The organism is Microbacterium sp. B35-04 (assembly GCF_010634885.1).
GTDB lineage: Bacteria > Actinomycetota > Actinomycetes > Actinomycetales > Microbacteriaceae > Microbacterium.
The window spans coordinates 13,239-37,818 of record NZ_MWLP01000068.1 but is presented as its reverse complement, the minus strand read 5'-3'; the positions used below and the strand labels follow the sequence as shown (position 1 = coordinate 37,818).

The following is a 24,580-nucleotide window of genomic DNA, read 5'->3' as shown; positions in this document are numbered from 1 at the left end:
GGGCGGAACGTACCGTGTGAGCATGCGGATCCTGCACACCTCGGACTGGCACATCGGGCGGTCGTTCCACGGCCACGCCACGCTCGATGCGCTGCGCGGCGTGCTCGAAGCCCTCGTCGCGCAGGTGCGAGAGCATCGCGTCGAGCTCGTGATCGTCGCGGGCGACGTGTTCGACTCGGCGACGCCTGCCGCCGGGGCCTACACGCTCCTCTCCGAGACGCTGCGCGGTCTCGCCGACGCCGGCGCGACGGTCGTCGTCACGAGCGGCAACCATGACTCGGCCGCACGACTCGGCTTCCAGTCGGCGCTCCTGCGCGACGGCGTGCACGTGGTCACCGATCCCGCCACCATCGGCACGCCGATCACGGTCCACGACGAGCACGGTCCGGTCCACGTGTACGGCATCCCGTATCTCGAGCCGGTGCTGCTGCGCAGCACCTGGCCCGGAGTGCGCACGCAGGCCGATGTGCTGGCCCGCGCGATGCAGTTGATCCGCACGGATGCCGTTGCCCGCGGGGGCCGGTCCATCGCTGTCGCGCACTGCTTCGCGGCGGGGGTCGAGCCGACGCCCCACCTCGAGCGCGACATCCAGCAGGGCGGGCTCGACGTCGTGCCGCTGTCGACATTCGACGGCGTCGACTACGTCGCGCTCGGTCACATCCATGGGCGCCAGCGGCTCTCACCGCGCGTGCGATACGCCGGAGCACCGCTCCACTACAGCATCGACGAGGGGCACAAGCCGCGCGGGTCGTGGCTCGTCGAACTCGGCGCAGACGGGCTCGTGCAGGAGGGCCAGGGGAGCGAGGGTGCCGTCCTCGGCACGCCGGCGAACCCTGCGGAAGGCGCTGTGGAGGGCACCGCGGAGTGGCTGCCGTTGCCGGTGCCCCGGAGGCTCGTGACGCTCACGGCGACGCTCGACGAGCTGCTCGCCGACGAGCGCTTCGCCGGCCACGCTGGCGACTGGGTGCGCGCCGAATACACCGACCCGCTGCCGCAGCGGGATCCGATGCGCCGGCTGCTCGCGCGGTTCCCTCACTGCGCCGAAGTCCGCCACGCGCCGACGACGCCGCGTGCGGACGACGCACGCACCTATGCGCAGCGCGTGCGCACTGCTCGCAACGAGGCCGAGCTGGTCGACGCGTTCCTCACGCATGTCCGTGAGGGCGAGGGGGCATCGGCCCGGGAGGCCGAGATCGTCGGCGAACTGCTGGACGAGCGCATCCGGGTGGAGGCGAAGGCGTGAGGCTGCACCGCCTCGAGCTCACCGGGTTCGGGCCCTTCCGCGAGCGCCAGAGCGTCGACTTCGAGGCGTTCGAGGGCGACGGCATCTTCCTCATCTCCGGACGCACCGGTGCCGGCAAGTCGAGCATCCTCGACGGCGTCTGTTTCGCGCTGTACGGCAGCGTGCCCCGCTACGAGTCGGGCGACAAGAGGCTCCGCAGCGACCATTGCGAGCCCGGAGACCCGACCGAGGTGCGCCTGGAGTTCACGGTCGGCGACCGGCGCTGGCGGGTCACCCGTGCACCGGAGTACCTGCGGCCGTCCCTCCGGGGCGCGGGACTCACCACCGAGCCGACCCGGGCCGAGCTCGAGGAGCTCGTCGACGGCGCCTGGGTCGGGCGCGCGGGCAAGCCTCGCGACGTCGGCCTGTTGCTGGACGACGTGCTCGGCCTCAACGCCCAGCAGTTCCAGCAGGTGATCCTGCTCGCCCAGAACCGGTTCTCGCGCTTCCTGCTCGCCTCGGGCACCGAACGCCAGTCGCTGCTGCGGGCGCTCTTCGGAACGCGGCGCTACGAGGAGTACGCGCGGGAGCTGGGCGAGCGCAGCAAGGCCGCGCAGCACGAACTCGACGCGCTGGGCGAGCGGGCGCGCACGCTGCTGGAGCAGGCGGAGCGCCTCATCGCGACCCATGAGCCGCCGGTCGACGATGGGGATGACGCGGCGCCGACTTTGGACCTGCCGGCACGCCGTGCCGCGGTGGACCTGGGCGCGCAGCGCGCCGCGTACCGCCTCGACACGCTCGCGCGTGAGCGGGCCGCCGCAGACGACGCGCGGGCAGCGGCCGAAGCCGCACACGCCGACCGGGTGGCCCTGGCGAAGGCGCAGGCCGAGCTCGGCCGGGCACGCGAGCGCCTCACGACCCTCGAAGCGGCCACCGCCGAGATCGCTGACGATCGGCGGCGGCTGCAGCATGCACGGTCGGCGGAGGTGCTGCGGGCTCCTTTGGAGGCGGCGCTGAACGCGGACCACCTGGCGGCGTCCAGCGCATCCGCGGCCGCTGATGCGGATGCCGCGTGGAAGCGGCTGGCGGCCGGCAGCGACGACGAGCTCACCGCCGACCTGTCCCAGGTGGTCGAACGTCTCACCGGGGAGCTCGCCGTGTGGACCGCTGCGCTCGCGCACGAGACGGCGCTCGTGGAAGGCGAGGAGCGGGTCAGGGATGCCTGCGCCGAGGCCGTGCGGCTCGAGACCGACATCGTCGCGCTCGACGCCCACCGTGCCGAGGTGCCGGCAGAGCTCGCGCGCCTCGACGCGGAGCTCGAGGCCGAGCGGGAAGCCGCCGCCCGTCGTGACCCGGCGCGCGTGCGGCACGACGAGACGTCGAACCGGCTGGCGGCCGCCGTCGAGGCCGAGCGGCTGAAAGCCGCGCAGCGCGACGCCGAGATCGCCCATCGCGATGCATCCGCAACCGCCGCTGCGGCGGCGGTGGCCGTCGCCCGGTTGCTGCAGCGCCGTCTGGACGGGTATGCGGGCGAGCTCGCGACGACGCTCGTCGACGGCGAGCCCTGCGCCGTCTGCGGCGCGACCGAACACCCCGCGCCTGCGGAGCCTGCCGACGATCCGGTGACCGACGACATGCTCGCCGCCGCCGAGGCGGAGCGCGACACGACGGCGGCCCGCGAGCGCACCGCCGCCGACGTGGCGAAGGCGGCGCGGGAGCGGCATGCCGACGCGGCCGCTCGCGCCGGCGGACAGCCGGTCGAGGCGCTGCGCGAGCAGCTCGCCACCGCGGCCGACGAGCTCGCCGCCGCAGAGCGCGCGGTGGGTCGCCGCGACGCGCTCGCGGCCCGTCACGCCGAGCTCGCCGCGCTCGACGCCGAGGCGGAGGCGTCGCGTGCGGACCTCGTGGACCTCCTCGCCGCCGCGCGTACGCGGATCGCCGCGCTGACCGCGAGCGTCGACGGCGCGCGCCGGGCGGTGGACGCCGCTCGCGGCGACCACGCGAGCGTGGCCGAGCGGGTGGCGCAGGCGACGGCCGTTCGCGACGCCGCCCGAGTCGCAGCCGACGCGCGCGCCGACGCCGAGCGGGCTGCGACACGAGCCGCACAAGCGCGGGCCGACGCGGACGAGCGGATCGTGGCATCCGTCTTCGATGACGCCGCAGCGGCGATGGTCGCCCTCTTGGGACCCGCTGAGACGGAGGCGCTGGCGGAGAAGATCGCGGCCCACGACACCCGACTCGCGGCGACGCGGGCGCGGGTGCTCGAGCTCGAGCTCGAACTGGCGGGTGCGCCGGACGAACCGGTCGACACCGTCGCATCGCGGGGTGCGCTCGACGCCGCCGACGCTGCGCGCACAGCGGCGCTCCGCGCCGAGCGCGACGCGCACAGCGTCGTCGAGCGCCTGCGCGACCTGGGCCTGCAGATCGACGAGGCCTACGCCGGTGTGGCGGCACGGGCCGCCGACGCCGCAGCCATCACGCGGCTCGCAGACACCGTCGCAGGCCGAGCGCCCAACACGATGAAGATGGACCTCGAGACCTTCGTGCTCGCCGCCGAGCTCGAAGAGATCGTCGCGGCGGCCAACCTTCGCCTGAGCGAGATGTCGTCGGGACGCTACCTGCTGCAGCACACCGATGCGCGCGCCGCGCGCGGGGCGGCGTCGGGACTCGGCCTCGAGATCATGGACGCCTTCACCGGCCAGGCGCGTCCCGCCCAGTCGCTGTCGGGCGGCGAGACCTTCCTGGCCTCGCTCGCCCTGGCGCTCGGACTCGCCGAGGTGGTCACGGCCCGGGCCGGCGGCATCCGTCTCGACACGCTGTTCGTCGACGAAGGATTCGGCTCCCTCGACGAGGAGACGCTCGACCTGGCCATGCGCACGCTCGATGAGCTTCGCCAGGGAGGACGCATGGTCGGCGTCATCAGCCATGTCGCAGCGATGAAGGAGCAGCTGCCCGCCCAGCTCGCCGTCGAAGCCACACCCCAGGGCCCGAGCGTCATCACCCAGGACGACCTCGCCCGCGTGTGACCTCGCTCCGCTCCGCCGCGGCGGGCCGGACCAGTCGGATCAGACGCCGTAATCCGCGCGGACGCGGTCGCGCAGCTGGTGGCTGCACGCCGTCACCGTGGCGTGCCAGTCGGTGATCGCACCGTCCTGCGCGCGATCCGACACCGCCTTCAGCACGCGGATCGGCACCTCGAACCGCTGGGCGACCCAGATGTAGGCGTACGTCTCCATGTCGACCAGGCCCGCGCCGAGGGGCCGGATCACCGCGACGGCCTCGGCATCGTCGACGAAATGATCGCCGGTCGCGATCGTCACGCCGTCCGCGCCGAGCTCGACGAGGGGTGGCAGCGAGACATGCTGGCCGACGATGCCGTCGATGTCGGTGACGTCGTGCTGCAGCGCCGCAGCGATCTCGTACACGTCGGCGTCGAGCCGGGCGTCGATCGCGCCAGCGGTGCCGACCACCACGATCTCGTCGTACGCGGTGGCATCGAGCGCCCGCGTCAATGCGTAGGTGGCCTGCAGCTTGCCGGGGCCGGTGACGAGCCGGTCGAAGCCGGGCAGGTCATCGGGAAAGGCCACGAGTTCGGAGGCGAGGGCGGCGACGAGGAGTCTCACCGTCCCATCATGTCCCGCTTTCTTGGGAGCATGTCCCGGAAAGGAGTGCTCAGGGCGCCGCCGGCGAGCGAAATCGGGACACGGATGCCGCGGCCGAGCCATCGGGACACGGATGCCGCGGCCGAGCCACCGGGACGCGGATGCCGCGGCCGACATACCCGGACACGGCCGCCGCCCGCCGCCCCCGCGCCGCGCGGGGGATCAGGGCTAGCCTGAACGAGATGCCTGAGTCCCCGTCGCGATCATCGAAGACCACGAGCACGGCCCGCGCCGTGCCGGCCACCACCGCCGTCATCCCCATCTCGCCGGCCGCGCGCTGGCGGGCGTTCTGGGTCTGCGTCTCGGTGGCGGCGATCACGATCCTCGACATGACGAAGGTGAACGTCGCCCTGCCGTCGATCGGCGAGGTGCTCGGGGCGAGCTCGACGCAGCTCCAGCTGATCGTGTCGGGGTTCGTGCTCACCTTCGGACTCGTGCTCGTGCCCATGGGACGCCTCGGCGACCAGCGCTCGCGCCGCACCCTGTTCATCGTCGGACTGTCGCTGTACACGATCACCAGCGTGATCTGCGCCCTCGCGCCCACGGCGACCGTGCTGCTCGTCGGCAGGCTGCTGCAGGGCGTGGCCGCCGGCATCCAGATGCCGCAGGTGCTCGGCATGGCGCAGGAGCTGTTCCAGGGCAGGGAGCGCGCCCGCGCGTTCGGTCTGTTCGGCGCGACGATCGGCGTCGCGACCGCCTTCGGCCCGACCCTGGGCGGCCTCCTCATCGCCCTCGGCGGCCCGACGGACGGGTGGCGGCTCATCTTCTGGATGAACGTGCCCCTCTGTCTCGCCGCCATCGGCCTCGCGCTCTGGTTGCTGCCCGATACACGCACGAGGTCGCAGCGCCGCGTGCAGCTCGACCCCGTCGGGGTGCTGCTGTTCGGCGCCAGCGTCGTCTCGCTGATGTGGCCGTTCCTGTTCACGACGGGCGCACCGACCGACAACCCCGCGCGGTGGTGGCTGCTCGTCGCGTTCGCCCTGTTCGTCTCCGCCTTCGTCGCCTGGGAACGTCACTATGCGGCGCGCGGGCGCAGTCCGCTCATCCCGCTCAAGCTGTTCCGCATCGCGTCGTATCGCAACGGCACGCTCCTGCAGACGGCGTACTTCACCGCGGCGCCCGCGCTGTTCCTCGTGACGACCCTGTTCCTGCAGATCGGCCTGGGCCTCGAACCCGTGTACGCGGGGATGGTCTCCATCGGCTTCGCCCTCGCGAGCGCCGTCACGTCGTGGGTCGGCGGCAACCTGGTGAGCAGTCACGGCCGCGTCGTGGTGGTGTGGGGGCTCGTCGGCATGCTCGCCTGCGTCGGCGGCCTCATGCTCGCGGCGCTGTATGCCCCGCCCGCGTGGACCCCCTACCTCATGGCGGCGATCATGACCGTCGGCGGCGCCGGCGGCGGCCTGGTGATCGCCCCGAACCAGACCCTCACACTCGCCGAGATCCCGGTCAAGCGGGGCGGCGTCGCAGGCTCCGTCGGCCAGCTCGGCCAGCGCATCGGCGCGGCCGTGGGCACCGCGGTCGCACTGTCGCTGTTCTACTCGGCCATCTATCGCGAGTCCGGCACGCACGACGAGCTGGTCGTGTACCACGACGCGTACGCGTTCGGGATGCTGTCGGTCGCGCTCTTCCTCGCCCTCGCGTTCGTCGTGTCGATCGTCGACCTGACGGCGCGCCGCAAGGTCGGGGAGCGCGCGTCGGCCACAGACTCCCCGGTGCCCTGACCGTCGCTTCACCTGTCACGACGCGCGGTGACGTCGCGCCCGATGCCGCGCGTCGTGACCCCGAGCGCTGAGCCCGCGGTCGTTGGGTCGCTTCCGGTGTCACGACGGGCGGTGACGTCGCGCTCGACGCCGCGTGCGGTGACCCCGAGCACGAACTCGCGCGATGGGCGCGCTCAGCGGCGCAGGGACACCGGTCCCATGACCGGGCGTCGCCGGTCGCGCGCCCACCGGGTGCGCGTTTCGCGGAACTCTGCATGCGTGGTGAACCGGTAGCGGTACGACACCGCTCGCACCCATCGCGGGCGCCGGCCGTCGAACGGATCGTGGGCGAGCAGGCGCAGGGTCGGGGCATCCGCCTCCAGCAGCCTCACCAGGAACGTCGTGAACCAGTCGTCGAGCGAGCGCCCGAGGGGCAGGAACCACATGAGCCAGTCGAGCCGCAGGTGGTACGGCGCGTACTGCCGGGGGATCCGGCGCAGATCACCCGGTTTCCCCTTGAAGCCGTACTCGTGCCAGGTCGCCCCCGTCGGATCCTCGTCCATCGTGCCCTCGACGACGATCTCGATCCGCTGCTTGGTCACCGTGCCGAACGCGCCGTACGCGTTCGCGAGCTGCCAGCGGTTGAACGACGCGTTCATGAGCTGGCGGTGCGCGAACAGGTTGTGCAGCGGCTGCCAGCTCAGCACCAGGTAGAGCACGCCCACGGCGCCGGTCACGACGACCCAGTAAAGCGGCATCCCGTCGATGATCCATGGGGGATCGGATGCCGGAGGCCCGGGCGCTGCACCGATCCCGGGCACGCCGATCGCCGAGGACGCCAGGACGACCGTGATCCAGTTGAGCCAGGCGAAGTTGCCGGTGATGATGAGCCACAGCTGCGTCGCGATCACGATGGCCGCCGCGACCGCGCCGACGATCGCGGGCACGGGGCCGGGCACCCACAGGCCGAGCAGCGGAGCGAACAGGAACCACGGCACGACGAGCTGCGCGAAGTGGTTGCCCACGACCTCGCCGCGGTGGAACCAGGCCGGAAGCAGGTGAGCCTGGCGGCTGAGCGGGCCCGGCATCGGCTGGGTCTCGTGGTGGTACATCAGGGCCGTGAGGTCGCGCCACTCGCGGCCGCCGCGGATCTTGATCATGCCCGCGCCGAACTCGAGGCGGAACACGAGCCACCAGAAGAGCACGATCACGACGGTGGGCGGCGGCTGCGCGTGCGAGCCGAGGAACGCGGCGAGGAATCCGGCCTCGAGCAGCAGCATCTCCCACCCGAAGCCGTAGAAGGTCTGGCCGAGGCTCGTGATCGACATGTAGCCGAGCCACAGTGCGAGGAAGCACAGCATGGGCACCCAAGGCGGACCGAGCTGAGGGATGCCGATCACCAGCGCCGTCGCGACCACGATGCCGGCCGCGCACAGCGCGACGAGCCGCCGGTCGGTGTACCGCACGTGACGGAACAGCGTGGGATGAAGCAGCCGCCGCCCGCGTTTCGAGGAGTGCGCCCAGGCGAGCAGCTCGGTCGCGGGAAGCAGCCCGTGCTCGCCGAGGAGGGGCCGGAACTGGTTCAGCGTCGAGATGAACGCGACGACGAAGAGGGCCGCGATGCCCCGCTGGAGCACCTGGCGCGCGAACTCGAAATCGACGGCGGCGAAACCGTTCACGGTCCCATCCTTCCCACCGCCCGCGGACGTCCGACAGGGGCTTGACCGGCCGCCGCCGGCCCCGAGCGCCATCCCCGAAGGCCGCACCTGCGGCCTTCGCGTGCGGTCGCCCGTGCCCGAATCGAGAGCGAAAAGCAGGGTCGGTGACGGAACACTCCGGGCGACGGCATCCGTTCAGGGCGTGTTGCCGTGACGGAGCAGGCTTTTCGTAGGCGAGGGTCGGCCTCACGTGCGTGGCGATCTTCCTGCCCGAGCGGCTGCGCGACAGGATGGAGCTGCGGACGGGCCGCGGAGAATGAGGTGGATCATGCAATCGGTGCTTCTCGACACTCCGGCGGGGATCACGGCGCGGCTGGGCTGGGACCCGAAGCTCCCGGACCACGACCGAAAGCGCCTCCTCGCCAAGGAGATCGTCTCCGCGAAGCTGGGGATCGAACCGAAGGCCGTCCGCGTCGAGCGCGAGGCGCCCCGGACGTTCGGCTTCCACACCCAGCTCATCGCCGAGGTGGGCGGCACCGAGCTGCCGCTGAAGATCCGCAACGTCAACTTCCGCGCCGCCACCGTCGTCGCCGTCACCGACCCCGACGTGATGCTCGGGCTCGACCTGCGCGACGTGCATCCCGACGACGCCGAGCTGCACCTGATGAAGCGCCACTCGCACCTGTTCGACGAGAGCGACCTCGGCAAGCTCATCGCCCACTGGACGCGGGTGCAGGCGGTGCGCGACGCCGACGGTCGCGGAGCGCGGGTCGCCGCCGACCATGTGCGGCTCGACACCCCGCTCACCAAGGGCTGGATCCCCGACCGGAAGGTGTTCTACCAGCTGGCCGATCTCTCGCGCGACAGCTGGGTGATCACGCTCGCGTACACCCACGCGCCCGCCTGACCCTCGGCCTGCTGTCGTTCCCGAGGTTCGTGGGGCTCGTGCGTCGTGCCCAGAACAGGTGATCTGGCGTACGCAGGACGATTCCGGCTGGATTCTCCTGTCTGCGCCAGATCACCTGATCTCGGCAAGGGCGACGCCGCTCTCGCGGTCAGCCCTCGACGAGCTCGGGGAGGGCGCCCTCGAGCTCGGCGAGCCACACGCGGGCGTTCCCGTCGGACGGCGCACGCCAGTCGCCCCGTGGCGACAGCGAGCCCGCCGGCGACACCTTCGGGCCGTTCGGGATCGCCGAGCGCTTGAACTGCGCGAACGCGAAGTAGCGCTGGAGGAACACCTGCAGCCACTTGGCGACCGTGGGCAGGTCGTAGGCGTACCGGTCCTCGTCGGGGAACCCGGGGGGCCACGCGCCGACCTCGGCATCGCCCCAGGCGTGCGCGGCGAGGTACGCGATCTTCGACGGGCGGAACCCGAACCGCAGCACGTGGTACAGCGTGAAGTCGTGCAGGGCGTAGGGGCCGATGCGGTCCTCGGTCGACTGGATCTTGCCGTCCTGGCCGGCGGGAACGAGCTCGGGCGAGATCTCGGTGTCGAGCACGGACTGCAGGACCTCGCGGGCGCGGTCGCTGAGTTCGGTGGAACCGCCCTCGTCCGCACGGTGCGAGATCACCCAGCGGATGACGTGCTGGATCAGCGTCTTGGGTACGCCGGTGTTGACGGCGTAGTGGCTCATGTGATCGCCGACGCCGTAGGTGGCCCAGCCGAGCGCCAGCTCCGAGAGGTCCGAGGTGCCGATCACCATGCCGCCGTGGTGGTTCGCGAGGCGGAAGAGGTAGTCGGTGCGCAGGCCCGCCTGCACGTTCTCGAAGGTGATGTCGTGCACCGGCTCGCCGTCGGCGAACGGGTGGTCGAGGCGCTCGAGCATCTCGATGGCGAGCGGGCGGATGTCGATCGTCTCGATCGACGCCCCGACCGCCTCGGCGAGGGCGATGGCATTGGATTTGGTGTGCTCGCTCGTCGCGAACCCGGGCATCGTGTAGGCGAGGATGTCGCTGCGCGGGCGACCCATGAGGTCCATGGCGCGTGCCACCACGAGCAGCGCATGGGTCGAGTCGAGCCCGCCGCTCACGCCGATCACCGGCTTCGGACCGCCGATGGCGCGCATGCGCTGCACGAGACCCGACACCTGGATGTTGAACGCCTCGTAGCAGTCCAGCGCCAGGCGCTCGGGGTCGTCGGGCACGAACGGGAAGCGGTCGAGGCTGCGGCGGAGGCCCACGTCGGTCGCCGGCGGGTCGAGGCGGAAGTGCACGGTGCGGAAGGCGGCATCCGCGTTCGTCGTCCGTCGGTTGTCGTCGAACGTGCCCTGGCGCAGGCGGTCCTGGCGCAGGCGGTCGAGGTCGACGTCGGCGACCGAGCGGCGCGGCCCATCGGGGAAGCGCTCGGTCTCGACGAGCAGGTTGCCGCCCTCGTAGATCATGGTCTGGCCGTCCCACGAGACGTCGTTCGTGGACTCCCCGCCGCCCGCGGCCGCGTAGGCGTACGCGGCGAGGCACCGCAGAGACTGCGACTTGCACAGGTCTTTGCGGTCCTCGGCGCGGGCGATCGTGATCGGGCTGCCGCTGAGGTTGAGCAGCACGGTCGCCCCGGCCAGGGCGGCGCTCGACGACGGCGGGATGGGCACCCAGACGTCTTCGCACACCTCCGCGTGCACGACGAGGCCGGGGATGTCGAGCGCCTCGAACAGCAGGTCGGGGCCGAAGGGAGCCTCCAGAGCGCCGACGCGGATGTCCTGGTCGCCCTGGTCGTCGCCCGCCGCGTACCAGCGCCGCTCATAGAACTCGCGGTACGTGGGCAGGTACGACTTCGGCGCGACGCCCAGCAGCTCGCCGCGGTGGATCACGAGCGCGCAGTTGTAGAGGCGGTTGCGGTGGCGCAGCGGCGCGCCGACGACGAGCACCGGCAGAAGATCCGCGGATGCCTCGACCAGCCGCTCGACCGCGGAGACCACCGCGTCGAGCACGGGGTCCTGCATCACCAGGTCGTCGATGGCGTAGCCGGTGAGGCACAGCTCCGGGAAGACCGCCACGGCCACGGCATCCGCATCGCACTCCCGCGCCGCGGCGAGCACCGCCTCGGCGTTGGCCGCGGGGTCGGCGATCGAGACCGGGATCGTGCAGGCCGCGACGCGGGCGAACCCGTGCCGATATGCGCTCTCGAAGGGCAGGCTCATGCGCTCCAGTCTGGCAGGTGGCGCGCTGAGACCGCCGGGGTTCCGCCTCTCGCACTGTGCTGCTCCGGGCCGTGAATCCCCGCGGGGTGACCGATTCCACACCGGTTCGAGGGCTGTCGGATGCCGCGGCTAGGGTCGTCAAGGAAGGGGAGTGCATGCGATACATCGAGGACGAAGGCCGGATCGTCTGGAGCGCCAGCGATCTCAAGGCGGCCGCAGAATGCGAATTCGCCTGGCTGCGTGCGATCGACGCGCGGCTGGGGCGCGTCGCGGCGGTCGAAGAGCCCGAAGACCTCACCCTCGAGCGCGCGGGGCGCCTCGGCACCGTGCATGAGCGCAACGTGCTCGCCGACTACGTCGCGCGGTACGGCGACCGGGTGGCACAGATCCCCGAGGTGAGATCGTCGGATGCCGCCGCCCTCGCCGATGCGGTCGCGCGAACGAACGCGGCACTCGCCTCGGCCGCAGAGGTCGTCTACCAGGCGGCGTTCTCGACCGACTCGTTCGTGGGCTTCGCGGACTTCCTCGTCCGCGACCCTTCGACAGGCTCAGGGACCGCAGCGCCGGGGTCCGCGGATGCCGGCAGACCGTGGATCGTGCAGGACACGAAGCTCGCACGCCACGCCCGCGTCACCGCACTCATGCAGCTCGCGGCCTACGTCGACCAACTCGACCGGCTGGGTGTGCCCCGCTCTCACCGTGTGCAGCTGCTCCTCGGTGACGGCAGCGTCAGCGAGCACGAGGTCGACGATCTTCTTCCGGTCTTCCGGCTGCGGCGCGAGCGGCTGGCCGCGCTGATCGCCGACCGGCGCCTCGAGTCGGGCGCCGCGGGCGAGCCGATCGCATGGGGCGACCCGCGCGGCGAGCTCGGCGTCGTCGCGTGCGGGCGCTGTGCGACGTGCGATGCGGAGGTCGTGGCATCCCGTGATCTGCTCCTCGTGGCCGGCATGCGACCGGTGCAGCGCGAGCGGCTGCGAGCCGCCGGCATCGACACGATCGAGCAGCTCGCACAGGCGCCTGCGGGACCCGTGGGGATGAACCCCGATGTCTTCACCTCGCTGCGCACGCAGGCCCGCCTGCAGCTCGGGAGCCCGGCGGGCACACCGCCGCTCGTGGCCCCGAAGCCCCCCGCCGCCCGGCACGCGGTGACCGTCGACGCGGCGATCGCGCCCGACGGCACCGCGGTGGTCGAGGGCGTCGGTGCGCACACTGCCGTCGCCGACGGCAGTCTCGCGGTGCTCCTCGCCGAGGCGTCGCCGCCGATCGAGGCGCCGCCGATTCCCGTGTTCGAGGTCGTGGCGCCGCAGGCGCTGGGTGCACTGCCCCGACCCGATCACGGCGATATGTTCTTCGACTTCGAGGGCGACCCGCTGCACACCGAGCCGCCGGTGCCGGGCGAGCCGACGCAGTGGGGCATCGACTACCTCTTCGGCTGGGTCGACACGCGCGAGCAGTACACGGCGCTGTGGGCGCACTCCTTCGGCGACGAGAAGCGCGCGCTCGAGACGTTCCTGGACATCGTGAACCTGCGACGGCAGCAGTTTCCGGGGATGCACATCTACCACTACGCGCCATACGAGCCCTCGCATCTGCTCGCGATGGCGGCACGGCACGGGGTGCGCGAGGCCGACGTCGACCGGCTGCTGCGCGACGGCGTGTTCGTCGACCTGTACCCGATCGTGCGCCGCGCGCTGCGCGTCGGATCGCGCTCGTACTCGATCAAGAAGCTCGAGCCGCTCTACATGGGCGACGAGGTGCGCACGAGCGACGTGCAGAAGGGCGACGACTCGATCGTGCGCTACGTCGAGGCCCGGGCGCTCGAGGCCGACGGTGCCACGGCCGAGGCGGCGCTCGTGCTCGACGACCTCGCCGACTACAACCGCTATGACTGCGTGTCGACGCGGCGCCTGCGCGACTGGCTCGTCGACCGTGCCCGCGAAGCCGCCCTCGTGCCCTCGCCGAACCCCGAGCCCGACGAGCGCGCCTACGAACCGTCGGCCCGCGCGACCGTCCTCGACGCGCTGGCACTGCAGCACCCGGAAGACTCGGTGCCCGCGCGAACGCTGCGGCTGGGTGCGGCCGCGATCGACTACTACCCGCGAGAGGCGAAGTCGTTCTGGGCGACCCACTTCCTGCGTCTGCGCGAGCCGGTCTCGCTCTGGGACGAGACACGCGACGTGGTGACGATCGATCCGGCGCGCACCCGCGTCCGCGAGGACTGGCACTTCCTCGAGAGCGGCAGAGGCGGTGAGCGCCGCGTCGTCGGACTGCGCGGTGACCTCGCACCCGGCACCCGCATCAGCGAAGGGACGAACCCGTTCGCGCTGTACGAGCTGCCGGCGCCCTACGAATTCGATGCGTCGCCCCGATGGATTCACTCCTACCGTTCGGTCACCGTGCTCGAGGTGCTCGACGACGGCGCCGTGATCGAAGAGACAGCGGTCAACGGTGAAACCTGGGAGCGGCTGCCTCTGGCGCTCACGCCGCAGGCGCCGCCCGCGGCGGGCAACCAGCAGGCGGCCATCGACGCGTGGGCGGATGCCGTCATCGACGCGGCGCCGGAGCTTCCGGCCGACCCGGCCACCGACATCCTGTGCCGCCGCCCTCCCCGCCTGCTCCATCCCGCCCTTCCGGCGGCGGGAGCAGCGGGATCGGCGGGCAGCACGCTGCCCGTGGCCGGGGACGACGCCGTCGAGGCCATCGCCCGCGCGGTGCGGGCGCTCGACCGCAGCTACCTGGCCGTGCAGGGCCCTCCGGGCACGGGCAAGACCTATGTCGGCTCCCACGTGATCGCCCGGCTCGTGCGGGATCACGGTTACAAGGTCGGCGTCGTCGCGCAGGGCCACGCGACGATCGAGCACCTCCTCGAGCGCGTGATCGCCGCGGGGGTTCCCGCGTCGCAGGTGGGCAAGGCCCCGAAGGACCCGTCGGCCGCCCACGCGTTCACGGTGCTGCCCAAGAACGGCGTCGCGGCGTTCACGGCCGAGCACGAGGCATCCGGATTCGTCATCGGCGGCACCGCCTGGGACTTCAGCCATGAGGGCCGCGTCCCGCGTGGCAGCCTCGACCTGCTCGTCGTCGACGAGGCCGGGCAGTTCTCGCTCGCCTCGACCATCGCCGTGTCGCTCGCCGCACCGCGTCTGCTGCTGCTCGGCGACCCCCAGCAGCTGCCGCAGGTGAGCCAGGGCACCCACCCCGCCCCCGTCGACACCTCGGCGCTCGGCTGGGTCATGGACGGCGCCGACGTCATCCCGCCCGAGTACGGATACTTCCTCGCAGAGACCCGGCGGATGCGACCCGAGGTCGCCGCGCCGGTGTCGACGCTCTCGTACCGCGGCGAGCTCGCCGCACACCCGTCGACGGCGCTGCGCCGGCTCGACGGCATCCGTCCCGGGCTCGTCCCGATCGCGCTGCGCCATCACGGCAACGCGACCCAGTCGCTCGAAGAAGCGGCCGAGGTCGCGCGGCTGGTGACCGATCTGATCGGCCGCGAATGGACGGATGCCGCAACGAACGACAGCGACGGCGCCTCCGTCGCGCTGCCGCCGCGGCCGCTGGAGCAGTGCGACCTCATCGTCGTCACTCCCTACAACGCCCAGCAGGTGGCGGTCGAGGCGGCTCTCGCCGCCGCAGGGTTCCCCGACGTCCCCGTCGGCACCGTCGACAAGTTCCAGGGCAAGGAGGCGGCTGTCGCGATCGTGTCGCTGGCAGCATCGAGCGGCCGCGACGCACCGCGGGGGCTCGAGTTCCTGCTGCTGCGCAACCGCCTGAACGTCGCGATCTCGCGCGCCATGCACACCGCGTTCCTGGTCTACTCGCCGGGGCTCCTCGACGACCTGCCGTACACCCCGGAGGGGGTGGCCCGGCTCAGCGGGTTCGCGCGGCTCGTCGGTCGCGGCTGAGCGCCGCGTAGACTCGCGCACACGTCGCACACGACAGCCCGAGCCTCTCCCGCGGGCCACCGCGAGAGACGCCGCCCGAACAGGAGCCCGCATGGCCGACGACTCAGCGCAGCAGTTCGAGATCGACCTCCCGCCCGAGCTCATCGGCGGCGCCTATGCCGACTTCGCGAACGTCTGGCACACGCCGACGGTGTTCGTGATGGACTTCCTGACCCTCGCGCAGCCGCCGCGGGAGCAGGTCGACGCCGAGACCGGCCAGCGTCACACCGTGGTGCCGGCCCGTGTGGTCAGCCGCATCCGGATCCCGCCCGACCAGGTATTCGAGCTCGCCAAGGCGCTCACCCAGCAGCTCGAGTTCTGGGAACGCGAGACGGGCCGCCGCAATCCGCAGGAGCCGCCGCTGGGCGACTGAGCCCTCCGCAGCTTCGATCCCTCGCGGGGTAGTCCGCTGCCCCCGGCATGTCAACCCCTTTGGGGTGCGGATCCGGCCCACGTAACCTTGCCACGCGCCAGAGGGCGCAGAGGCGCGGCATCCGTTCGGCGAGGGGCGGATGTCGCGCCGTATTGCGCGCCGGCGGTGCACCGCGCGCCGTATCATCGCAGACCCTTCCTCCTCTGTCAGACGGAGGGGGAAGCCATGGCAACGATCGATCAGTCGCACACGACGACTGCGACCGACTCCGAACGCACCGCGACGCCTCCGGAAGCGGACGGCCGGCCGCGGCGCCGGACGCTGGTGTTCTGGATCGCCCGGTACCTTCCGGCCGAGGTGGCGGGCACCGCTGCGATGGTGTTCGGCGGCCTGCTCGCGTCGGTGTGGACCACCGCGACCCCGCTCATCGCCCTCGCGGCGCTCGTCGGCGAGATCGTCGGCTTCTACGCCGTCCTGGCCGTCACCATCTACCTCGAGCAGGTGCCGGTCACCGCCACCCGTCGCCGCGCTCTCGGGCGAACCGGCGTGCTGCTGGTCGCCGAGTTCGGCGCAGCCGAGCTCCTGGACACGGTCCTGGTTCGACCGGCGGCGCTCATGCTCGGCATCTGGCTCGTTCCCGATCCGGTCTGGGGGATGCTGCTCGGCAAGGTCGCCGCCGACATCGTGTTCTATGCCGTGGCGGCCGGGGCGTTCACGGTCACCGCACGCACCGGGCTGCGCGACGGACGTCGCACTGGCCGGGCCGCAGGGGTGCTGACATGAACCTTTCCGCGGTGCGGCGTGAGCCGCGTACGACGCCCGCCTTCGGCGATCGACGGCGGGCCGAGGCATCCGCTCTCCTGTCGTCGGTGGCCGCCCGCGCCGCGGTCGCCCGGCACGGCACGCCTCTTCTGCTGCTCGAGCCGGATCGGGTCCGCCGCCAGTATCGGCGGCTGCGCGAGGCTCTTCCGTTCGTCGGGTTCCACTACGCGGTGAAGGCGCTCGCGCACGACGCCGTGCTCGACGTGCTCGACGACGCCGGATGCGGGTTCGACGTCGCCACCGGCGAGGAGCTCGCGATGCTGACCCGCCGCGGCGTCGACACGTCGCGGATCATCCACACGCATCCGATCAAGAAGCCCGCTGAGATCGCTGAGGCGCTCGCCGCCGGAGTGCGCACGTTCGTGGTCGACAACGCCGTCGAGATCGACAAGTTCCGTGGCGCGCCGGCTGACACGCGGCTGCTGGTGCGGCTGGCGTACCGCAGTCCGCACGCGAAGAGCGACCTCTCGACGAAGTTCGGCGTCGGACCCTTCGAGGCCGCCCGCCTGGTCGAGAACGCGCTCGCCGCCGGCGTGGCCGTGGCCGGATTCAGCTATCACGTCGGCAGCCAGCTCGACGATCCGGGCCGGTTCGCATCCGCTGCTGCCGACACGCTGGAGCTCATGGGAATCCTGGAGCGGCGCTGCAACGTGCAGTTCGACACGCTCGACATCGGCGGAGGATTCCCCGCTTCGTACGACGCAGAGTCAGCCGCCGTCGACGACATCGCCGCGGTGCTGCGGCCGGTGCTCGCCCCGCACGCGCGCCGGCTCGACATCATCGCCGAGCCCGGCCGGGTGATGGTGGCCGACGCGATGACGCTCGTGACGAGCGTGGTGGGCATCGCCGAGCGGGGCGACGGACGGTGGTACTACCTGGATGACGGCCTCTACGGCTCGTACTCGAACGTGCTCACCGAAGACGTGCATCCGCTGGTGTTCGCGGCGCGCGACCTGACCAGCACCGATCCCTGGACGGGCCGGCTCTCCGCCGGCGCACACGCCGGCGACCACCGCTGGGCGACGCTCGCCGGACCGACCTGCGACTCGTCGGACGTGATCGCGCGGGAGGTCCTGCTGCCCGAGCTGCACGTCGGCGACCTGCTCGTGAGCCCCACGATGGGCGCCTACACCACGGTCACGGCGACACGGTTCAACGGTCGCCCCTTCACTCCGGTGGCCGTGGTCGGGCGGGGTGCGGCTGCCGCTCGGACGACCGTTGACGCCGTCGCGGGTTCGGACGTCCGCCGCGTGCCGATCGTCTGACCCGGTGGACGAAGGCGCGGGCGCAGGACCCACGCACGCGGGCCGAGCCTCGGCTCAGACTGTCCCGTACAGCCGGTCGCCGGCGTCGCCGAGGCCGGGCACGATGTAGCCGTGCTCGTTGAGTCGCTCGTCCATCGCGCCGAGCACGAGGGTGACGTCGCGGCCCGCGACCTGCTTCTCGATCGCGGCGACGCCCTCGGGCGCACCGAGGATGCAGATCGCCGTCACGTCCTGGGCGCCGCGCTGGAACAGGAACTCGATCGCGGCGCCGAGCGAGCCGCCGGTCGCGAGCATGGGATCGAGCACGAAGCACTGGCGGTCGCTCAGGTCGTCGGGCAGGCGCTCGGCGTAGGTCGACGGCTCGAGCGTCTCGTGATCGCGGACCATGCCGAGAAAGCCCACCTCGGCGGTAGGGATGAGCTTGACCATGCCTTCGAGCATGCCGAGGCCGGCGCGCAGGATGGGCACGACGAGCGGGCGGGGCTCGCTGATCTTCACGCCGGTCGTGGTGGTGACCGGCGTCTGGATCTCGATCGGCGCCACGCGGACATTGCGTGTCGCCTCGTACGCGAGGAGCGTGACGAGCTCCTCGGTGAGCTGACGGAACACGGGTGATGACGTGCGCTGGTCGCGCAGCACCGTGAGCTTGTGGGTGATGAGCGGGTGGTCCGCGACGTGCAGGCGCATAGAGACAGGGTAGTGCCGCCTCGTACTCCCGCCCGCGCGAAAGGACTGGCGGGTCACGGCGACACGCGGGTGATGGATGCCGGCAGCCCGGCGCATCACGTCACCGGCCCGTGTTTTCGCACGGAAACCTGGGCGGGGATCGGTCGGGATAGCCTCGTGCTGTGAACCTGGATCCCGCCGACCTCGCCGCCATGGACCGCGCGCTGGCGCTCGCCGCAGCGGCGGGCGAGACAGGGGATGTACCGGTCGGTGCGGTGGTGACGGATGCCGCGGGAGCGGTGATCGCCGAGGGGCGCAACCTCCGCGAGCTCGAGCACGACCCGACGGCGCACGCCGAGGTGGTGGCGCTGCGGGCCGCGGCCGCGGCGCGCGGTGCCTGGAACCTCGAGGGGTGCACGCTCGTGGTCACGCTGGAGCCGTGCGTCATGTGCGCGGGCGCCGTGCTGCAGTCGCGCGTCTCGCGGCTCGTCTTCGGCGCCTGGGACGAGAAGGCGGGCGCGGCGGGGTCGGTGTACGACGTCGTGCGCGACCGGCGCCTGCCCTATCGCGCCGAGGTCGTCGCGGGCGTGCGCGAGGCCGAGGCATCCGCTCTCCTGCGCGCGTTCTTCGACGCCCGCCGCTGACCCGCCCCCCGTCTCCCTTGACTTGGCGTACATGTACGCGACACGCCGGCGTGTCGCGTACATATACGCCAAGTCAACGCGGGGACGCGGGGACGCGGGGCGGGGGCGAACCGCCGGGGTGATCAGGGGGCCTGCACCCTGCTGCGGCTGTGCCGCGCGGGCCTAGCGTGACGCACGTGACCCGCCTCATCGAACCCGTCCGCACCGCCCCCGCCGTCGCGCGGCCCGGCGGCATCCGCTCCCGCATCGGCTGGACGTTCGTCCTGCTGACGGCGCTCGCGATCGTCGCGTACTCCGCCCTGCCGTACTTCACCGCCTCGCTGGCCGACCTCGCCGGGCAGGAGGTCGGGCTCGCGCCGACGTACGCGACGGTGCACCCGTTCGTGCAGGGCGCCCTGTACGTCCACATCGTGGGCGGGGCGGTCGCGCTCGTGACCGGACCGCTGCAGTTCTGGCGTGGCCTGCGCACGCGAGCCCCGCGTGTTCACCGCTGGACCGGGCGCGTCTACCTCGTGGCAGTCGCGATCGGCGCGGCCGGCGGCCTCGTCATCGCTCCCTCGAGCCCGGCGGGCTACGTCGGGTTCTTCGGGTTCGGGACGCTCGCAGTGCTGTGGCTCGTCACCGGCTGGCGGGCGTATCGCGCGATCCGCCGGGGCGACGTACCGAGTCACCGGGCGTGGATGATCCGTAACTACGCACTGACCTACTCCGGCGTGATGCTGCGCATCTGGCTGCCGTTCCTGCTCTTCGCTCCGGTGGCTCTGGGGCAGCCGCTGCACGACGGCTCCTTCGCGAACGCCTACGCCGCGGTGCCGTTCCTGTGCTGGCTGCCGAACCTGGTGTTCGCGGAGTGGCTCATCCGCCGCCGCGGGCTGCCGTCGTACCGCCTGCCCGTCTGAGGCCGCGCGGCGCGGCGACGTTCACCGATCTGGACTCGCGAAAGGGTATGTTTCCGCACGCGCGACCCTGCGGAAACATACCCTTTCGCGATTCCGAACCCCGCAGGACGGATCAGCGGGGGAGGTGCGGGAGCACCTCGGTGCCGAGGTACTCGACGTGCGCGACGTCCTGCAGGTCGAGCAGCTGGAAGTAGACCCGCTCGATGCCGAACGACCGGTAGAGCGCGATGCGCTCGCCGATCTCCGCGGCGTCGCCCACGATGTTCGTGCCGTCCCGTACGTCGGCGATCGTCTTGCCGATCCTTCCGGCGCGCCCGGTGATCTCGGCGTCGTCGCGCCCGGCGAAGGTCGACATCGCGACCGACAGCCGCACCGTGGCCGGGTCGCGGCCGATGCGCTCGCAGGCGGCGCGCAGATTGTCGATGCGCTCGGCGATCTGGTGGTCTTCGGGGAAGCCGATGTTGTACTCGCGGGCGAAGCGTGCGACGAGGTCGGGGGTGCGCCGGGGGCCGCCGCCGCCGATGATCACGGGCACCGGCTGCTGCACCGGCTTCGGCAGGGCCGGTGCCTCGGTCAAGCGGTAATTCGCGCCGCTGAAGCTGTACGCACCGCCGACGGGCGTCGCCCAGAGGCCGGTCACGATCTCGAGCTGCTCCTCTAGCAGGTCGAATCTCTTGGCGGGGAACGGGATGCCGTAGGCCTGGTGCTCGCGCTCGAACCAGCCGGCTCCGAGCCCGAGCTCGACGCGTCCGCCCGACATCGCGTCGACCTGGGCGACCTGGATCGCGAGCGAGCCGGGGTGCCGGAAGGTGACGGGCGAGACGAGCGTGCCGATCCGGATCCGCGAGGTCTCGCGGGCGAGGCCCGCAAGCGTCGTCCAGGCGTCCGTCGGTCCGGGTAGGCCGTCGCCCATCCCGCTCAGGTAGTGGTCCGAGCGGAAGTACCCGGTGAAGCCGAGCCGCTCCGCGGTCTGGGCGTAGGCGAGTTCGTCGGCGTAGGTGGACCCCAGCTGAGGCTCGGTGAAGATGCAGTACTCGATGATCGATCCCTGTGCTGTCTCGCGGGCGGTGCGAAGGGTCGCGGTCGCCAGGTCGGTTCGCGATCCTCGCGGCGGCGGAACCCCTCGAGGGGCGGAAGGGTCAGTCGGCCGAACTGATGACGAACTGCGACGTCGGCGGCTCGGGGTCGGAGCCCGGCCGGTAGATGTCGGGCTCGAGGTAGATCACCCGGGCCGCGGGCACCGCCTCTCGCACCCGCGCCTCGACCTTGTTGATGTCGGCGGCGATGCGCTCGAGGGTGGCGTCGGCGGCGAAGCCGAGCTTCGCCGCGACGAGGAGCTCGTCCGGGCCGAGGTAGAGCGTCTTGATGTGGATGAGGTTCTGGACCTCAGGCCCGCTGGTGATGGCGGCCACGATGCGCTGGTGATCGGCATCCGTCGCGCCCTCGCCCACGAGGAGGCTCTTCGTCTCGATGCCGAGGACGATGGCGATGAGGATCAGCAGCGTGCCGATCATCAGCGTGCCGAGCGCGTCGAAGAGCGGGTTGCCGGTGATCACGGTGAGGCCGACGCCGAAGAGCGCGAACACCAAGCCGATGAGCGCGCCGATGTCCTCCAGAAGGACGACGGGAAGCTCGGGCGCCTTAGCGTGACGGACGAACGACACCCACGACTGGCCGCGGGCGCGCACATGATTGCTCTCGCGCACGGCGGTGCGCAGCGAGAACGACTCGAGGCCGATGGCGACGACGAGCACGACGATCGGCAGCCACCACCATCTCTCATCGAGCGCGTGCGGGTGGGTGAGCTTCTCGACGCCCTCGTAGATGGCGAACAGGCCGCCGACGGAGAACAGGATGATCGAGACGACGAACGCGTAGACGTATCGCTCGCGGCCGTAGCCGAAGGGGTGCTCGCTGTCGGCCATCTTCTTGGCCTTGCGGCCTCCGAGCATCAGGAGCAGCTGGTTGCCCGAGTCGGCGACCGAGTGGATTGCCTCCGCGAGCATCGAGGCCGAGCCCGAGAGGAACCAGGCGATGAACTTCGCCACGGCGATGCCCATGTTCGCCAGAAACGCCGCAAGGATCGCCTTGCTGCCACCGGAAGCACTCATGCCGACGAGTCTACGGATGCCGGGGCTTCGCTCGTGCGCCGCGTCCGCTGACCCCGCGTCTCACCCCCGCGCGTATCAGTCGGACGAGCGGAGGATGATCGCCTCGGTCGGGGGCGCGGGGTCGTGGCGGCGACCCACGTAGCCGATGACCTCCAGCAGCGCGTGGCGGAACTCGGCGGGCCGCTCGAGGTGCGGGGTATGGCCGACGCCCTCGAGGCTCCGCTCGGTCACCTCGCCGCCGGCATCCGCATAGCGTGCGAGCACGTCCCGCGTCTGCGACACCATCGGCTGCGGTGGAGCCACCTCGTCACCGGGCCAGTCCGGCACGATGCCGAGCTTGCCGAGGTTGTTGTAGTCGGAGAGCGACGCGTCCGAGATGATCGGGTCGAGGGTGCCGTGCATCCAGAGGATCGGCGGCTTCTCCCGGAGGTCGACGATCGCCGACACATCGAAATGCCCCGGGGTCATGGTGTTCACCACGCCGATGCGCCCCGCGGCGAAGCCGGGCCAGTTCTCGCTGGCCACCGCATCGCCCGGATAGTTGCCGGTGGCGGTCGACGTCGTCAGCATCGACTCGACCCACACGTCCTCATGCTCGCTCTGGTACCCCTGAGCCACATACCCCGACCGGAAGACGCTCCGCGGCGAGGTCGGCGCGTCGGCCGTCGTGTCGTGGTCGATCAGGCGCTGCACGAAATCGGGGTTCACCGTCCCGCCGCCGCAGCCCGCGTCGTCGTCGGTGAGGCGCGTCCCATCGCGACGGGTTCCGCCGAGGCCGTACGGCGAGACAGGGGATTCGAGGGTGAGGCTCAGCACGGGTTGCTCGAGCGCATACTGCATCGCGACGCCCGCGCCCATCGACCAGCCGACGAGATGCGCGGTCGGGATGTCGAGCGCCTGCAGCGTGGCGGCGACGTCGTCGCTGAAGTCGCGCACGCCGCGCGTGGCGTCGATGGGTGCGTGCTCGGTGCCGCCGTACCCGCGCAGGTCGATTGCGATGACCCGCAGGTCGGTGGGCAGATCGAGCATCAGCTCCTGCCAGAAGAGCGCCGACGACAGGTTGCCGTGGATCAGCACCACGGTCCGCTCCGGCGGGGTCGCGGGGTCGTCGCCCGCGCGCTCGAGCACATTGACGGCCAGTCCCGGCGTCTCCACGCTGCGCGCCTCGATGCCGTCGAAGAGGGTCATGTCGGAAGCCTCCCACGTCCTGCGGGAGCACCTGCGTCCCCGCACTCCGAGGATAGACCGGTCGCCGTCGTGGCGAACGGGCTGATCGATGACGGATGCCGCGGGCCGCGGCTGGGCCCACGCGGCCGGAGGCGCCGCCCGACCCGTCTGGGCCTACGCTCGCCTCACTCCTCGGCTGTGGCGGGCGCGGGCTCTCCGGTGTAGAACGCGTAGGTGTTGTCGGCCGCGCGGGCAGCTGCCGCGCGGTCGGTGCCGTCCGCGGCGTGGGCGGTGCCCCAGGCGTCGGCGGCACCCCGGTAGAAGGACCTGCCCTCGTCGGTGAACGCCCACGCCTCAGCCTCTTTCGGAGACGGGCCGTCGCCGCCGGTGAGGTGGAGGGCGAGGCCCAGGAGGCCGCCGTCCCACCCGACACCGGTGGCCCCGGGGCCGTACAGGTCCCAGAACTCGGCGGGGACGTCGTCGGTGCGCGCGATGTGCTCGAGTTCGAACCGTGTCGCGTCCTCGCCCTCGGCCGTCAGCCGCACCGTGAGCCAGGTCACGCCGCCGCCGTACTCCCAGGTGGCCTTGAAGTGCGCCGAGCCGTTCGCCGGGGGTGCGCATTCCTGGATCTCCCCGCCCGCGTTGCCCTCGATCTGGTACCGGCCGCCGAGGACGAGATCGCCCGTGATCGGCTGGAACCAGCGCGCGATGCGCTCCGTGGTGGTGACGGCGTCCCACACGTCGTCGATGGGGGACGGATACGTCTGTGCGAGCGTCTGCACGCGCGCCGGGTAGCCGTCGATCTCTTCGCTCGCGATCTCGCGGGTCACCGCGTCGAGCTGGTGCTGTACGTCGACCATGTCATTCCTCCTGAGGGTCGGTCGTGTCGGATTCATCGGGCTCGGCATCCGTCTGCTGCTCCTCTTCGGCCGCGAGCCGCCGTTGTCGGCGTCCCCGTGCGAGCTCGGTGCCGAGCGCGTCGAGGTGGGGCTGCCAGAAGCGTCGGAACGGGTCGAACCACGCCGCCGCGTTCTCGAGAGGTTCGGGCGCGATCGCGTAGAGCCGCCTGACGCCCTCGGGGCGCACGGTTGCGAAGCCCGACTCCCGCAGCACGCGCAGGTGCTGCGAGACGGCGGGCTGGGAGATGCCGAACTCGCGCTGCACGTCCTCGCCGATCTCGCCCGCGCTGCGCTCGCCCTCCGCCAGGAGTTCGAGGATGCGCCGGCGAACCGGATCACCGAGGATGTCGAGTGCGTGCATGGCATCCATACTTGCTCGATGACTTATATAAGTCAAGGGCTATGGAGAATCAGTTC

General features: G+C 71.6%; 19 protein-coding genes. 10 read left to right on the top strand and 9 right to left on the bottom strand.

The window, feature by feature from the left end; all coding sequences use genetic code 11:
• Nucleotides 1–22: 22 nt before the first annotated feature.
• Together B1729_RS15070 and B1729_RS15065 are read left to right on the top strand one after the other, a co-directional pair.
• On the top strand, nucleotides 23–1,243 hold the full coding sequence (locus B1729_RS15070) for an exonuclease SbcCD subunit D (protein ID WP_163633562.1): 1,221 nt from the start codon (nucleotides 23–25) through the stop codon (nucleotides 1,241–1,243).
• Complete coding sequence (locus tag B1729_RS15065) at nucleotides 1,240–4,248, top strand: AAA family ATPase (RefSeq protein ID WP_163633560.1); 3,009 nt, start codon at nucleotides 1,240–1,242, stop codon at nucleotides 4,246–4,248. Before B1729_RS15070 ends, B1729_RS15065 begins: the two co-directional genes overlap by 4 nt.
• 39 nt (nucleotides 4,249–4,287) lie before the next feature.
• Here the strand turns inward: B1729_RS15065 and B1729_RS15060 are convergent, their stop codons facing one another.
• The gene (locus B1729_RS15060) at nucleotides 4,288–4,845 is read right to left on the bottom strand and encodes a nucleoside phosphorylase (protein ID WP_163633558.1); all 558 of its coding nucleotides are present in this window, start codon (nucleotides 4,843–4,845) and stop codon (nucleotides 4,288–4,290) included.
• A gap of 221 nt (nucleotides 4,846–5,066) precedes the next feature.
• Between B1729_RS15060 and B1729_RS15055 the strand changes: the two genes are divergently transcribed.
• Nucleotides 5,067–6,605 carry an MFS transporter gene (locus B1729_RS15055; protein WP_163618292.1) on the top strand — a complete coding sequence of 513 codons (1,539 nt, stop codon included), beginning with the start codon at nucleotides 5,067–5,069 and terminating at the stop codon, nucleotides 6,603–6,605.
• A 173-nt stretch (nucleotides 6,606–6,778) separates the two neighbouring features.
• On the opposite strand, the gene B1729_RS15050 is transcribed toward B1729_RS15055, so the two are convergent.
• Entirely contained in the window at nucleotides 6,779–8,263 is a 1,485-nt protein-coding gene (locus tag B1729_RS15050) for a lipase maturation factor family protein (protein WP_163633556.1), read from the bottom strand.
• Between the two features lie 307 nt (nucleotides 8,264–8,570).
• On the opposite strand from B1729_RS15050, the gene B1729_RS15045 reads away from it, so the two are divergent.
• Nucleotides 8,571–9,149: a hypothetical protein gene (locus B1729_RS15045; RefSeq protein ID WP_163618294.1), complete on the top strand. Its 579-nt coding sequence runs from the start codon at nucleotides 8,571–8,573 to the stop codon at nucleotides 9,147–9,149.
• 148 nt (nucleotides 9,150–9,297) lie between these two features.
• On the opposite strand, the gene B1729_RS15040 is transcribed toward B1729_RS15045, so the two are convergent.
• A complete protein-coding gene (locus tag B1729_RS15040) occupies nucleotides 9,298–11,376 on the bottom strand; it encodes an NAD(+) synthase (RefSeq protein ID WP_163618295.1) in 2,079 nt (692 codons plus the stop codon).
• Between the two features lie 155 nt (nucleotides 11,377–11,531).
• On the opposite strand from B1729_RS15040, the gene B1729_RS15035 reads away from it, so the two are divergent.
• The 4 genes from B1729_RS15035 (at nucleotide 11,532) to B1729_RS15020 (ending at nucleotide 17,777) form a co-directional block, all read left to right on the top strand.
• Nucleotides 11,532–15,278, top strand: a complete 3,747-nt coding sequence (locus tag B1729_RS15035) for a bifunctional RecB family nuclease/DEAD/DEAH box helicase (protein WP_163633554.1) — start codon at nucleotides 11,532–11,534, stop codon at nucleotides 15,276–15,278.
• A 91-nt stretch (nucleotides 15,279–15,369) separates the two neighbouring features.
• Nucleotides 15,370–15,690, top strand: coding sequence for a DUF3467 domain-containing protein (locus B1729_RS15030; RefSeq protein ID WP_163618297.1), 321 nt, complete (start codon nucleotides 15,370–15,372; stop codon nucleotides 15,688–15,690).
• Nucleotides 15,691–15,915: 225 nt separating this feature from the next.
• On the top strand, nucleotides 15,916–16,473 hold the full coding sequence (locus B1729_RS15025; protein ID WP_163618298.1) for a hypothetical protein: 558 nt from the start codon (nucleotides 15,916–15,918) through the stop codon (nucleotides 16,471–16,473).
• Nucleotides 16,470–17,777 (top strand): type III PLP-dependent enzyme, encoded by a 1,308-nt coding sequence (locus tag B1729_RS15020; RefSeq protein WP_163618299.1) that lies wholly within the window; start codon nucleotides 16,470–16,472, stop codon nucleotides 17,775–17,777. The genes B1729_RS15025 and B1729_RS15020 overlap by 4 nt, the downstream gene beginning before the upstream one ends.
• Before the next feature lie 54 nt (nucleotides 17,778–17,831).
• Here the strand turns inward: B1729_RS15020 and upp are convergent, their stop codons facing one another.
• Nucleotides 17,832–18,464, bottom strand: coding sequence for a uracil phosphoribosyltransferase (gene upp, locus B1729_RS15015; RefSeq protein WP_163618300.1), 633 nt, complete (start codon nucleotides 18,462–18,464; stop codon nucleotides 17,832–17,834).
• 191 nt (nucleotides 18,465–18,655) lie between these two features.
• On the opposite strand from upp, the gene B1729_RS15010 reads away from it, so the two are divergent.
• Complete coding sequence (locus B1729_RS15010; protein WP_163618388.1) at nucleotides 18,656–19,087, top strand: nucleoside deaminase; 432 nt, start codon at nucleotides 18,656–18,658, stop codon at nucleotides 19,085–19,087.
• Nucleotides 19,088–19,263: 176 nt separating this feature from the next.
• The gene (locus B1729_RS15005) at nucleotides 19,264–19,986 is read left to right on the top strand and encodes a DUF2306 domain-containing protein (protein WP_163618301.1); all 723 of its coding nucleotides are present in this window, start codon (nucleotides 19,264–19,266) and stop codon (nucleotides 19,984–19,986) included.
• 112 nt (nucleotides 19,987–20,098) lie between these two features.
• On the opposite strand, the gene B1729_RS15000 is transcribed toward B1729_RS15005, so the two are convergent.
• From B1729_RS15000 to B1729_RS14980, 5 genes are all read right to left on the bottom strand, one after another.
• Nucleotides 20,099–21,025, bottom strand: a complete 927-nt coding sequence (locus tag B1729_RS15000) for an LLM class F420-dependent oxidoreductase (RefSeq protein ID WP_163618389.1) — start codon at nucleotides 21,023–21,025, stop codon at nucleotides 20,099–20,101.
• A 100-nt stretch (nucleotides 21,026–21,125) separates the two neighbouring features.
• On the bottom strand, nucleotides 21,126–22,097 hold the full coding sequence (locus B1729_RS14995; RefSeq protein WP_163618302.1) for a cation diffusion facilitator family transporter: 972 nt from the start codon (nucleotides 22,095–22,097) through the stop codon (nucleotides 21,126–21,128).
• Between the two features lie 75 nt (nucleotides 22,098–22,172).
• Entirely contained in the window at nucleotides 22,173–23,285 is a 1,113-nt protein-coding gene (locus tag B1729_RS14990) for an alpha/beta fold hydrolase (RefSeq protein WP_163633552.1), read from the bottom strand.
• Nucleotides 23,286–23,449: 164 nt separating this feature from the next.
• A complete protein-coding gene (locus B1729_RS14985; RefSeq protein WP_163633550.1) occupies nucleotides 23,450–24,124 on the bottom strand; it encodes an SRPBCC domain-containing protein in 675 nt (224 codons plus the stop codon).
• Nucleotide 24,125: 1 nt separating this feature from the next.
• The gene (locus tag B1729_RS14980; RefSeq protein WP_163633548.1) at nucleotides 24,126–24,524 is read right to left on the bottom strand and encodes a metalloregulator ArsR/SmtB family transcription factor; all 399 of its coding nucleotides are present in this window, start codon (nucleotides 24,522–24,524) and stop codon (nucleotides 24,126–24,128) included.
• Between the last annotated feature and the right edge of the window lie 56 nt (nucleotides 24,525–24,580).

Excerpts from the sequence above, each read along its gene's own strand:
- B1729_RS15070 (WP_163633562.1), top strand. The coding sequence starts at position 23 with ATGCGGATCCTGCACACCTCGGACTGGCACATCGGGCGGTCGTTCCAC.
- B1729_RS15030 (WP_163618297.1), top strand. The coding sequence starts at position 15,370 with ATGGCCGACGACTCAGCGCAGCAGTTCGAGATCGACCTCCCGCCCGAG.
- B1729_RS15020 (WP_163618299.1), top strand. The coding sequence starts at position 16,470 with ATGAACCTTTCCGCGGTGCGGCGTGAGCCGCGTACGACGCCCGCCTTC.
- B1729_RS14995 (WP_163618302.1), bottom strand. The coding sequence starts at position 22,097 with ATGAGTGCTTCCGGTGGCAGCAAGGCGATCCTTGCGGCGTTTCTGGCG.
- upp (WP_163618300.1), bottom strand. The coding sequence starts at position 18,464 with ATGCGCCTGCACGTCGCGGACCACCCGCTCATCACCCACAAGCTCACG.
- B1729_RS14980 (WP_163633548.1), bottom strand. The coding sequence starts at position 24,524 with ATGCACGCACTCGACATCCTCGGTGATCCGGTTCGCCGGCGCATCCTC.
- B1729_RS15040 (WP_163618295.1), bottom strand. The coding sequence starts at position 11,376 with ATGAGCCTGCCCTTCGAGAGCGCATATCGGCACGGGTTCGCCCGCGTC.
- B1729_RS14985 (WP_163633550.1), bottom strand. The coding sequence starts at position 24,124 with ATGGTCGACGTACAGCACCAGCTCGACGCGGTGACCCGCGAGATCGCG.
- B1729_RS14990 (WP_163633552.1), bottom strand. The coding sequence starts at position 23,285 with ATGACCCTCTTCGACGGCATCGAGGCGCGCAGCGTGGAGACGCCGGGA.
- B1729_RS15035 (WP_163633554.1), top strand. The coding sequence starts at position 11,532 with ATGCGATACATCGAGGACGAAGGCCGGATCGTCTGGAGCGCCAGCGAT.
- B1729_RS15025 (WP_163618298.1), top strand. The coding sequence starts at position 15,916 with ATGGCAACGATCGATCAGTCGCACACGACGACTGCGACCGACTCCGAA.
- B1729_RS15045 (WP_163618294.1), top strand. The coding sequence starts at position 8,571 with ATGCAATCGGTGCTTCTCGACACTCCGGCGGGGATCACGGCGCGGCTG.
- B1729_RS15055 (WP_163618292.1), top strand. The coding sequence starts at position 5,067 with ATGCCTGAGTCCCCGTCGCGATCATCGAAGACCACGAGCACGGCCCGC.
- B1729_RS15010 (WP_163618388.1), top strand. The coding sequence starts at position 18,656 with ATGGACCGCGCGCTGGCGCTCGCCGCAGCGGCGGGCGAGACAGGGGAT.